This window comes from Maribacter sp. R86514 (genome assembly GCF_044597005.1).
In the GTDB taxonomy this organism is placed as follows: Bacteria; Bacteroidota; Bacteroidia; order Flavobacteriales; family Flavobacteriaceae; genus Maribacter.
In genome coordinates this window covers 3,110,506-3,121,541 of record NZ_CP138999.1, presented here as the reverse complement: position 1 = coordinate 3,121,541, position 11,036 = coordinate 3,110,506, and the positions used below count along the sequence as shown (strand labels likewise).

The window sequence follows — 11,036 nt, the reverse complement described above, 5'->3', positions numbered from 1 at the left end:
CCTAAAATGATGATGCGGAACAGTCTATTGACACTGGTATTATTTATAAGCGTATGCTCCCTAAGAGGGCAGGAGCTTACGATACCTCAATTATCTCAATATCTAGCCGACAACCCCTTTGTAATGTCTCCAACTTACGCAGGTATCGGTGACCATGTTAAAATAAGACTTAACGGTCTTACACAGTGGGTAGGTATTAAAGATGCACCCGATACCCAATCTCTAGCTGCAGATATGCGTGTTGGTGAGAAATCTGGTATTGGTATGCTATTGTATAACGATAGTAATGGACAAACAAAGCAACAAGGAGCTAGGTTTTCTTTTGCACATCACCTTACATTAGATCGTTATGATGATGAGTTTTTATCATTCGGTATATCGTATAACTTTAATCAGTTTAGAATTGATATTCAGGAATTTGATTCTGAAGATCAGGCTGTTACCGACGATAGAGCAACTACTAATCATAACTTTGATATTGGGGCACTTTATAGATATGACAAATTTTATTTCAGTATCAATGCTTCAAATATCTTAGATAAGGATTTAAGTAATTTCAACGCCCTTTACGAGCCTAATAGATTAAGAAACTATTATGTGTATACGGGTTATAGATACATGAAGAAAAGAACCAGTAAGATGGAAATCGAACCATCTGTATTGTTCCAATTATTTGAGAGTGATGGGCGTTCTGTTACGGATTTAAACTTGAAATTTAGATTTTACGATTTTGAAGATTATTTCTATGCAGGTGTCAACTATCGTTTCTTGAATGATCAAATTGGTAATCCGCTTTACATCGCTCCTATAGCAGGTCTAAAGAAAAGTAATTTTTACTTCGGATATTCTTATCAAGTTATTCTTAACGAACTTCTTGGCTATAGTTCTGGTACGCATGTAATCACCTTAGGGGTAGATTTATTTCAGGGTATCAGTAATTGTCGTTGTACTTATTAATCCTTCATGGAGATTCATTAACTTTGATTTCCAGAACATAAATAATGGGTAAAGTACAATTAGAGAATATAAAAGCATATGCCCACCACGGGTGTTTGCCCCAAGAAACCAATATTGGCAGTGATTATTTGGTCAACGTATCCGTCGACACAAATTTATTGGTTGCCTCAGTTTCCGATGAGTTGAAAGATACTGTTGATTATGTTCATATCAACCGGATTGTAAAACAAGAGATGGCTACGCCTTCTAAGTTATTAGAGCATGTGGCCAAAAGAATAATCGACAGAATTTTTATTGAACTTCCAACCGTAGATGCTGCTATGGTTTCCGTTTCTAAAATTAATCCACCTATAAACGGTGACGTTGAAAAGGTAACGGTATCATTGAATTTGCAAAGGGGACAATCTGTTCAATAATCCATCCGACCTTAAATAAATATAATTTCTTAGTTGTTAATGCAGCTTAAATTGGGAATAATGTTTATTTTTGCTCTCGCTAAAAAATGGCATCGTGGCCGAGTGGCTAGGCACAGCTCTGCAAAAGCTTGTACAGCGGTTCGAATCCGCTCGATGCCTCCAAGACCCTCCTAATTAGGAGGGTTTTTTGTTTCCAAAACATTGGAATAAAAATGGGTTATCTTTTACAAGCAGTTTTACCTCTTATTAAAAATGATAGCTCTGAGCTTGTAGTAGAAATACAAGAAGAATTGTTGGTATAAAATAAACAGCTATTGTTTTAGCACCTTCATAATCTTTTGCAAGTCTCTGCCCAAATAATAGCATTAGCAATGTTATACCTGATAATATTGCCCCATACAGTGCGAAACTTGATTTTCCGGAACTAAAAATCTCATATATACCTACTATACATAACAAACCTGCAACAACTTCGGTAACCAAGATTATACCGACCAATAAAGGGACTATGTTTTTAAATATAGTTTTTGAGAAGTGTTCTTTAAGCCAAGATATATTACCGTTCCAATCGGTTATTTTATCAATTCCGCTTTGTAAAAAAGTAATAATCAAAAACAATAGCAATAAAATTTCTGTGGCGTTGTTCAAAACTGCATTCATGGTGGTTTATTTAAGTGCAGACTTCTTTCTGTGAAGTAGTCTAGTTAGTTTAATAGAAAGGTCGGTAAATATGATTTTAGAATTCCCATTTCTTTCCACGTGGTAAATAGCATCTTCTAGCTCTTTGGTAATGTCCAAAATATTATTTTCATGCACAAAGGGCGCAAATTTCTTTAGTTGAAAACCTTCGGCATGTATTTTTAGATAAGCAAGTTCTTCAGCTCCATAATTGATCATCAAAGCCTGCCTCATTACGGTAATGCAATAACTTAGAAAATTCTTCTGCGTTTCTCTACCGGTTTTCGCAACCTCTTCGCTCCATAATAACAATTCATGAATTGCGGCCTTGTTACCTTTTGCTTTGAATGCGGTTCTTACCCATTGTACAAACCAATTTTCAAACACAAGGTCTTCAGAATCCTTATTTAAGAGATCAAGAGCTTTGTTATAATTACCGTTGGCTTCGTGAGCCAATAGCATTGCTTCTGCATTGCTTGCCCCTTTCTCACTTAAAGCCGTGGCTATGGCGTCTTCCGCCAAAGGAGGAAAATGAACTATTTGACATCTAGATTTTATGGTCTGTATAATTTGCTCCTCGTCCTCGCACAATAGTAAGAAGATGGTTTTATCGGGCGGTTCTTCAATCAGTTTTAATAATTTGTTCGAAGCGGCTGTGTTCATCTTTTCAGCCATCCAAATAAGCATCACCTTATATCCGCCTTCATAAGATTTTAAGGATAATTTTTTTACGATATCCTGTGCTTCATCAACACCAATTTGACCTTGTTTCTTTTCAATTTCAATATGGCGATACCAATCGAACAGATTTCCATAGGGCTGTTCCGTAATAAACTCTCGCCACTCTTTCATGTAATGGTTGCTTACGGCGTGAGACTTCACCTTATCGGAATTAGAAACAGGAAATGCAAAATGAACATCTGGGTGGGCAAACGACTTGAACTTTAAATTACAAGCTTCATTGCCACCACTGTTATCTCCATTAGTGTTTTGACAGATAATATATTGAGCATAAGCTAATGCCATAGGCAGAAGCCCACAGCCTTCTGGACCAACAAATAACTGGGCATGTGGTATTCTACCTGCATCTGCACTAGAGGATAAATGCTTTTTAATATGTGAAAGTCCTAAAATTTCATTGAATAACATAGATTCAAATATAGTTGTTTAAAGCACAACAAATTTAATGGTATTGGGTGTAAATTATCCTAAATAGCACTTTATCACAAGCCATTTAATCTTTACATTTGTTACCTAACAAAAGGTAATATCACATGAAAGTATTGAATGACTTTAATTTTGAAGATAAAAAGGCGTTAATTAGAGTGGACTTCAATGTTCCATTAAATGACCAATTTGAAGTAACTGATAACACTAGAATTCAGGCAGCTAAGCCAACAATTATAAAAGTGTTGGAAGATGGCGGTAGTGCTGTGTTAATGAGTCATTTGGGAAGACCAAAAGGGGAACGCAATCCAGATTTGTCTTTAAGTCATATCGTAGATGCTGTTTCTGATGTTATTGGTGTAGCTGTAAAGTTTGTTGCAGATTGTGTTGGTGCAGAAGCTGAAAAAGCTGTTGCGGATTTAAAAAGTGGAGAGGTACTTTTATTGGAGAACCTTAGATTTCATAGCGAAGAAGAAAAAGGAGACGAAGCTTTTGCCGAGCAACTTTCTAAATTAGGTGATATATATGTAAATGATGCTTTTGGCACGGCTCACCGTGCACATGCATCAACTACAGTAGCAGCTAAATTTTTTCCGGAAGCTAAATGTTTTGGATATTTATTAGCGAAAGAAATTGAGTCTATAGATAAAGTGATGGCGACTGGTGAAAAACCTGTTTTGGCAATTCTTGGCGGAGCAAAGGTTTCTTCTAAGATTACGATTATTGAAAACATACTTGATAAGATAGATGATCTTATTATTGGTGGTGGTATGACTTATACCTTTATTAAGGCTCAAGGAGGTAAAATAGGAGATTCTATTTGTGAAGACGATAAAATGGAACTTGCTATGGAGATTCTTGAACAGGCTAAACAGAAGAATGTAAACGTTCATATACCTGTAGACGTAATTGCTGCAGATGCTTTTGATGCAAACGCAAATACCCAAGTGGTAGATGTAGATAAAATACCAGATGGTTGGCAAGGATTAGATGCCGGACCTGATACTTTACAAAACTTCAAAAAAGTGATTCTAGCTTCTAAGACTATTCTTTGGAACGGACCAATTGGTGTTTTTGAAATGGAGAAATTTGCTGCCGGGACCATAGCTGTTGGTGATTATATTGCCGAAGCTACCAAAGAAGGTGCATTTTCTTTAGTTGGTGGTGGAGATTCTGTTGCCGCAGTGAAACAATTTGGCTTTGAAAACAAAGTTAGTTATGTATCAACAGGTGGAGGTGCAATGTTAGAAAGTTTAGAAGGTAAAACATTACCTGGGATCGCTGCTATATTAGACTAGTAAAGGGGTTATCGATAAACGGCATACAACGAAAATTTGTGCATTTTAAGAGAAATTATTTTATTCTCATTAAAAAATGTACGATTTTCGTTTGTTCCGTTAACATATTTTCACCCCATTATGAAGAAAGTAGCCTATAACTGTTTTTATTTTTTAGGATTAAGCTTAGTTCCTATTTTAGGATCGGCACAACAACAGGAAACAGTCACAACTGTTACAGACTCTTTGATCACTACCACAATAGTCGTAAGTGATTCATTGAAAAATGAAGCTCCGTTAGGTCAAATGAGTATCGTACAAAATTCTCAAACAGAAAATTTAACGCTATTTAAACCAACGAAATCTTCTTCTTATAATCTTCAGGATAACGCTTTGGCTGCCAAGTTTGATAGTCTTTGGATGAAAGAATTGGTTGAGGCGGCACCTCTTTACAATGAAATGTACGAGGAAATCTTAGTTGAGCCCGATACAGCTTCTACATTCGTTTTAGATTTGCCTACAGATACATTGAAGATGCGTTTGGCAAGATTAAACGCAAAAACACCTTTTAACGTTGAGTACAATAAGTCTTTAGAAAGTGTTATCAAATCATTTTTGACCAGAAAAAGGGGGTTAATGGAGCGTATGCTTACCATTAGCCAATTTTACTTTCCTTTATTTGAACAAGAATTTGACAATAAGAATATTCCGTTAGAAATGAAATATTTGTCTATTGTTGAATCTGCATTAAATCCTAAAGCACGTTCAAGAGTAGGGGCAACAGGTCTTTGGCAATTTATGTACGGTACGGGTAAAGAAATGAAATTGAATATCAATAGTTATGTAGATGAGCGTAGCGATCCTATAAAATCTACAGCTGCAGCTGCTAACTATCTAAATAGATTACATAGAATATATGATGATTGGGATTTGGCATTGGCAGCCTATAATTCTGGTCCAGGTAATGTAAACAAGGCTATACGTAGAAGTGGTGGGCAACGTAATTACTGGAATATTAGAAGAAACCTGCCAAGGGAAACTGCTGGTTACGTTCCTGCTTTTCAAGCCACCATGTACATATTTGAATATGCGGAAGAGCATGGCTTAAAATCAAAAAAGACAGACCGTGCATATTTTGAAACGGATACCATACATGTAAAAAGCTTAATTACATTCGATCAAATTTCTGAATTAGCGGCTATTGATAAAGAAGAGCTAAAGGTCCTTAATCCTCATTATAAACTAGATGTTATTCCTTTTATAGAAGGTAAACCTCATGCATTACGATTGCCTGTTCATAAAATGGGAAAATTTGTGGCTAACGAAGCAGCAATTTATGCCCATGTGGAGAAGGAATTGAAAAGTAAAGAAAGTCCGATCGCTCAAATTACAAAGCAAGCAGACGCAAATAGTATTAGATATAAAGTTAGAGATGGTGATTTTCTTGGTAAAATTGCGGAACGTTACGGAGTGCGTGTAAGCCAATTAAAGCAATGGAATGGTTTACGAAGTAATAATTTACGTATTGGACAACGTTTAACCATATACCCTAGAAAAAAAGCTAGCTCTTCTGTAAAGCCTAAGGAAACCCCTTCTAGAACGGCAGTTGCAGGTAATTCTAAAACTCATGAGGTGAGAAGTGGAGACAGTTTATGGACGATTTCTAGAAAATATCCTGGTGTAACTATTGAAAATTTACGAAAGTGGAACGGTATTAGTGGTAATAATTTAAAGCTAGGCACAAAACTTAAATTGTGCGACTGTTCATCGTAAATTAAAAACACCAATGAAAAAAAGAATTTTACTTTGTTTTATGGCAATTTTAGGATTGTCAATTGCCTGTAAAGAAGAGGGCAAAGCAGATTACTTACCAGAATCTGTAGGCGCTATGAATACCTTAACAGTGGTTATTGATAACGACCTTTGGAATAGTAGTGTGGGTGATGCTATTCGTGAAAATTATACAGCCGCTGCCCAAGGTCTTACCTGGGATGAAGCTCTTTTTAGCGTTACACAAATACCACAGCAAATTTTTTCCGGTGCCATACGTAATACCAGTTCTGTGCTGTATGTTATGGAAGATACCCTTAATGTTGCGCATATGAAATCAAACATGTATGCCAAGCCACAGAAAGTAGGTGTCATCAAAGGATTGAATAAAGAAGAGTTAATAGCAAATATTCATAAAACCGCACCAGAGTTTATTGCCGATTTTAAAGCATTGGAAATTGGTAAGGCGCAAAAGCGTTTTGAGAAGTCTTTGAATAAAGAAAAGGCGCTAGAGGACAAGTTTGATATTTCAATGAAAATACCTTCTATTTATAGAGTGGGTAGAGAAGAAGATAACTTTGTATGGATAGATCGTCAAATTCAAAAGGGAAACATGAATATTATCGCATACACCATGCCATGGGATAGTTTCAAGAACGATTCTACTTTTGTACAGGATATTATAAAGATGCGCGATTCTATTGGCGGACTTTATATTGGTGGCGAAGATATACCTGGTAAGCAAAATCATATGATTACAGAAAAAGCTTTTTCTCCATATGTCTTCCCTGCTGAGGTTTCAGGTAAAAAAGCAGCAGAGGTAAGGGGAATCTGGGAAATGTCGGCTTACCCTATGGCAGGTCCGTTTTTAACCTATATTATTAGCGATAAAGAGAACAATCGTAAATTAATTATCGAAGGCTTTGTTTTTGCCCCTGCAACTAAAAAAAGAGATTACATGTTCGAACTAGAGGCGATCATGAAATCTGTGAAGTTCAATGTTAACGAGGAAAGTAAATAACTACTATTTATTTAGTATCATAAAAAGCAAAACGCTCAGGAATTTCCTGAGCGTTTTTTATATTAATACCGTTTGGTCTAAAATGAGAACTAAACTGTAACAGTATTATAAGTTGCTAAAAGAAAAACCTGTAGATACTCTAAAAATTAGGGCATAAGAAGCATATGCAATCAATAGAAAACACAACCAGGAGAATATTTTAAAATAATGTTCTAAAATGAAACTTTTCCAGTTTCTAAAGGCTTCAATGTAGATTTCTTTGACTAAAGTAATTTTTTCCATGTTCAATGATTTAGGAGTTCTACCGTAAAGATGTTCAATCTTAATGCCTTTATTGAAAAGTTTAGGTAAAAAACCCAATTACTCTACAAAATGTAACTGGTTGAGAAGCTTATCTTTTAAGTGTAAAAAATTATAGATTAACTACACATTTTAAATGTTGAAGTTGATTGATACATAACAGCTTGCATAACCAATCATGATTGTATTTACTTTGAAAGTACAATTCCTTGAATGTGATATAAAACAAAAGACCCGCTACATAGCGGGTCTTTTGTTTTATAGATGTTATTTTATATTACATATCTACGATTATGAACTCTGATCTACGGTTTAGGTAGTGTTGTTCTTCTGTACAACGAATGGTACCATCACAATCGTTTATTAATCTTTCTTCTCCATAACCAATAGCGCTTTCAATTCTGCTTGGGTCTATACCTTGAGAAATGATATAGTCTCTGGTAGACTTAGCACGTTTGTCAGATAAGTATTTGTTATATACCGCCGCACCCCTTGAATCTGTATGAGATTCTATTTTTATGACCATATTAGGCGAATCGTTCATTACTTCAATTAGTTTGTTAAGTTCTACAGCAGCATCGTCACGTATATATGATTTATCAAAGTCAAAGTGGATCATCTCTGTCTTAAGCTTCTTAATACCATTTTCAACAGCGATCATATCATTAAGTTTTCTCATCGAGATATCTACGTTGACAATTTCATTGTCTTTAGTTGCAGCTTCTCTTGTATCGTCAAAGTATGTTCCTTTGGTGGTTTTTAATACATATCTAGTATCAGCATCTAAATCTTCGAAAATGAAGTTACCGTTTTCATCGGTTTCCATTTCTTTAAGTTTAATGTTGTTTTCATCTAGTAGCTCCACTAATGCATTAGGCATTAAATCACCAGTAATCAATTCTGTTACCACACCAGCAATAGCATTTATACTAGTTGGTATTTCTTCAACTTCCAAGGTTTTAAATGAATAGATATCATCATCTCCTTTACCACCATCACGGTTAGATGCAAAGTACCCTTTTTGGGTTTCTTCATTAACAATAAATGAAAAATCATCTTTACTACTATTAACAGGCTTACCTACATTACGTACTTCTAAAAAGCCAGCTTCATCATCAAAAGCAACTTCAAAGACGTCTAAGCCCCCTAAACCGACATGACCGTCTGATGAGAAATATAACTTCTTGTCATTTATAAAAGGAAACATTTCCTTATGCTCCGTATTAATTTCAGGACCAAGGTTTCTTGGTGAAGAAAAAGAACCATCTTCAAGTACATCTACTACAAAAATATCGGTATCACCAATACTACCTGGCATATCAGATACGAAATATAATTGCTTTCCGTCAGGGCTCAATGCAGGGTGACCGGTAGAATAGTTATCACTATTAAAAGAAACTTCTTCTGCCTCTGACCATTCTCCATCTACTTTTTTGGAACGATAAATTTTAAGGTGATTAATTCCGTTTTTATCTCTCTTTAATTTTTTACCATAATTATTTCTAGTAAAATACATGGTCTCATTATCTGGAGAGAACGCTACAGAAGCTTCGTGATATTTAGTGTTTATTTTTTTAGAGAACTTAATGGCATCTTTAAAATCTTGAGACTCTTCGTTTACCTTTGCTACGAATAAATCTAAATACGGCTGATTGTTCCATTTATACTTTCTGGTATTAAAAATCGAAGAATCTTTAGCAGAGGCATAAACCACCTCGTCCCCACCGTAATACATAGGTGAGAATTCTGAGTACTTAGAGTTGATGGAAAGGTTGTCTATATCGAATCTTTCTTCCATTCTTAACAGTCCGTCCAAAACTATTTCATTTTGTTCAATGTCCTGCTCAATTTCTTCGCCCGCTAATTTTCTGTTATATAATTTTAAAAGGCGTTTTGACCTTTTGTAGTTTCCAATACCTTTAAGAGAGTGTGCATATTTAAATAGGTAGTCAGAACTCATGTCAGACTCATATTTAGTATATAATATGTTGTACCATTTATATGCGTTTTCCATATCGGTATTAAAGTAATGGGCATCACCTGCTTTCTTTAATACATCATATGTATATGCTTTTTCCCCTTTAGATAAAGCTTGCTCATAAATTTTAGCAGCCTCTGCATACCACATTTTATCAAAATACTCATCTGCTCTTTTTATAAGTTTAGATTTGTAGGCAGGGTCTTTTTCTTTTGACGAGGTAAGCATATCATAAGAAACATCTTCTACAGGTATAGTTTCTGTTTCTAACAAACTTTCTTGAGCTAATACTAATTCTGGTGTTTTTTCTAATGTTACGTTTTCATCGAATATTGTAGTAGTTTCTATTCCTGGTTCGGCAGGTAACTTAGCTAATGATTCTGATTCAACATATGAGTTACTGTTTATCATCTTTAAAATCCAAACTTCATCATCGTAACGATTATCAAATTCTGTTGAACAGTCATTCAATGCTTCTTCCCAAGAAGTATAGTGGTTTAAGTATAAATAGTATAAAAGGTTTTGAGGATTTTGAAAGTACCCTGCGTTAAAACCTTTTCTATTAAGTTTTTTAATTTGAGACTTTAGATTTTTATTTTTGGAGAAGGCACCTGCTACAACGTAATATCCATTTTCGGTTTCTGGAATATCATGAAAAGCCCTGTACGGAATAGATAGTGCTTCAGCAGCTCTTTGAAAATCTTTTTTGTCGTTTTCTTCGGCTACCGATACTATTGGGTTGTCGGTGTTATTTGATACATCGGACTCTAGTTCATCTTGAAAACCTTGAGCTTGGGCAAAAACGATAAAGACCAGAAAAAATAAATTCAATACACTTCTCATAGACATAATTCTTAGTTGAACTTTACATTCAACAGGGGTTTTAAGTATAGTACCAACGGTTAGTTATGGATTTTTAGTACTATAAGTCTAACGAAATTAGTAGTAAAGCAATATTTTGAATAGTAATTGTTGTGAAAGAGGGTTTTTATGTCGTGTATGCATACTATTTAGTAGCCTCGTAGCCAATGCGGTCTCGATAAACAGACAATTTATACGATAAGTTGCGCTTACGGTGCTTACACATGAGATTTCAAAAACAAATAAAAGGTGTGTAAAATAAAAAAGCCCTGAATATCAGGGCTTTAAAAGTTATATGAAAGAATAGATGTAACTTATTCCTTTTTCTTTTCTTCTAATTGTTCATCTTCTTTCGAAGCATCTTTAAACTCTTTAATTCCACTACCTAAACCTCTCATTAGTTCCGGTATTTTTTTTCCTCCGAATAATAGTAGAATTACGACTACCACTAGAATTATTTGTGGAGCCCCTATGGCTAAAAAAGTAGATAATATTGTCATAAGACCATGATTTAAAATGGATTTCAAAGATACTAAAAAGTACTAAAGAAAAGAGAGGTAAACACAAATTGGTTTTACTAAATCAACATTTTAACTATAAATTAGGTAGAT

Annotated in this window: 10 protein-coding genes and 1 tRNA gene; 6 read left to right on the top strand and 5 right to left on the bottom strand. The window is 34.9% G+C overall.

All coding sequences use genetic code 11. The features are described 5' to 3' along the window. Positions 1 to 12: 12 nt before the first annotated feature. The 3 genes from SJY30_RS13645 to SJY30_RS13635 all read left to right on the top strand — a co-directional run bounded on the left by SJY30_RS13645 (position 13) and on the right by SJY30_RS13635 (position 1,535). On the top strand, positions 13 to 957 hold the full coding sequence (locus SJY30_RS13645) for a type IX secretion system membrane protein PorP/SprF (RefSeq protein WP_396635333.1): 945 nt from the start codon (positions 13 to 15) through the stop codon (positions 955 to 957). A gap of 44 nt (positions 958 to 1,001) precedes the next feature. Next, the gene (folB, locus tag SJY30_RS13640; RefSeq protein ID WP_396632704.1) at positions 1,002 to 1,373 is read left to right on the top strand and encodes a dihydroneopterin aldolase; all 372 of its coding nucleotides are present in this window, start codon (positions 1,002 to 1,004) and stop codon (positions 1,371 to 1,373) included. Positions 1,374 to 1,461: 88 nt separating this feature from the next. Then, positions 1,462 to 1,535 (top strand) — tRNA-Cys (locus SJY30_RS13635). Between the two features lie 84 nt (positions 1,536 to 1,619). Here the strand turns inward: SJY30_RS13635 and SJY30_RS13630 are convergent. Together SJY30_RS13630 and SJY30_RS13625 are read right to left on the bottom strand one after the other, a co-directional pair. Beyond that, positions 1,620 to 2,033, bottom strand: coding sequence for a DoxX family membrane protein (locus SJY30_RS13630; protein ID WP_396632703.1), 414 nt, complete (start codon positions 2,031 to 2,033; stop codon positions 1,620 to 1,622). Positions 2,034 to 2,039: 6 nt separating this feature from the next. Then, positions 2,040 to 3,200 (bottom strand): ATP-binding protein, encoded by a 1,161-nt coding sequence (locus SJY30_RS13625; protein ID WP_396632702.1) that lies wholly within the window; start codon positions 3,198 to 3,200, stop codon positions 2,040 to 2,042. A gap of 125 nt (positions 3,201 to 3,325) precedes the next feature. Here SJY30_RS13625 and SJY30_RS13620 point away from each other — a divergent pair, with 125 nt between their 5' ends. The 3 genes from SJY30_RS13620 (at position 3,326) to SJY30_RS13610 (ending at position 7,286) form a co-directional block, all read left to right on the top strand. After that, on the top strand, positions 3,326 to 4,516 hold the full coding sequence (locus SJY30_RS13620) for a phosphoglycerate kinase (protein ID WP_396632701.1): 1,191 nt from the start codon (positions 3,326 to 3,328) through the stop codon (positions 4,514 to 4,516). 120 nt (positions 4,517 to 4,636) lie between these two features. Next, a complete protein-coding gene (locus SJY30_RS13615) occupies positions 4,637 to 6,268 on the top strand; it encodes a LysM peptidoglycan-binding domain-containing protein (protein WP_396632700.1) in 1,632 nt (543 codons plus the stop codon). A 13-nt stretch (positions 6,269 to 6,281) separates the two neighbouring features. After that, on the top strand, positions 6,282 to 7,286 hold the full coding sequence (locus tag SJY30_RS13610) for a DUF4837 family protein (RefSeq protein WP_396632699.1): 1,005 nt from the start codon (positions 6,282 to 6,284) through the stop codon (positions 7,284 to 7,286). Between the two features lie 105 nt (positions 7,287 to 7,391). On the opposite strand, the gene SJY30_RS13605 is transcribed toward SJY30_RS13610, so the two are convergent. From SJY30_RS13605 to tatA, 3 genes are all read right to left on the bottom strand, one after another. Then, complete coding sequence (locus SJY30_RS13605; RefSeq protein WP_396632698.1) at positions 7,392 to 7,568, bottom strand: DUF6747 family protein; 177 nt, start codon at positions 7,566 to 7,568, stop codon at positions 7,392 to 7,394. Positions 7,569 to 7,863: 295 nt separating this feature from the next. After that, positions 7,864 to 10,407, bottom strand: a complete 2,544-nt coding sequence (locus SJY30_RS13600; protein ID WP_396632697.1) for an OmpA family protein — start codon at positions 10,405 to 10,407, stop codon at positions 7,864 to 7,866. Positions 10,408 to 10,739: 332 nt separating this feature from the next. Next, the gene (gene tatA / locus SJY30_RS13595; protein WP_073241438.1) at positions 10,740 to 10,925 is read right to left on the bottom strand and encodes a twin-arginine translocase TatA/TatE family subunit; all 186 of its coding nucleotides are present in this window, start codon (positions 10,923 to 10,925) and stop codon (positions 10,740 to 10,742) included. Positions 10,926 to 11,036: the final 111 nt, after the last annotated feature.

Coding starts and splice junctions, on each gene's coding strand:
- SJY30_RS13625 (WP_396632702.1), bottom strand. CDS start 3,200: ATGTTATTCAATGAAATTTTAGGACTTTCACATATTAAAAAGCATTTA.
- SJY30_RS13630 (WP_396632703.1), bottom strand. CDS start 2,033: ATGAATGCAGTTTTGAACAACGCCACAGAAATTTTATTGCTATTGTTT.
- SJY30_RS13620 (WP_396632701.1), top strand. CDS start 3,326: ATGAAAGTATTGAATGACTTTAATTTTGAAGATAAAAAGGCGTTAATT.
- SJY30_RS13610 (WP_396632699.1), top strand. CDS start 6,282: ATGAAAAAAAGAATTTTACTTTGTTTTATGGCAATTTTAGGATTGTCA.
- SJY30_RS13615 (WP_396632700.1), top strand. CDS start 4,637: ATGAAGAAAGTAGCCTATAACTGTTTTTATTTTTTAGGATTAAGCTTA.
- SJY30_RS13645 (WP_396635333.1), top strand. CDS start 13: ATGCGGAACAGTCTATTGACACTGGTATTATTTATAAGCGTATGCTCC.
- folB (WP_396632704.1), top strand. CDS start 1,002: ATGGGTAAAGTACAATTAGAGAATATAAAAGCATATGCCCACCACGGG.
- SJY30_RS13600 (WP_396632697.1), bottom strand. CDS start 10,407: ATGAGAAGTGTATTGAATTTATTTTTTCTGGTCTTTATCGTTTTTGCC.
- SJY30_RS13605 (WP_396632698.1), bottom strand. CDS start 7,568: ATGGAAAAAATTACTTTAGTCAAAGAAATCTACATTGAAGCCTTTAGA.
- tatA (WP_073241438.1), bottom strand. CDS start 10,925: ATGACAATATTATCTACTTTTTTAGCCATAGGGGCTCCACAAATAATT.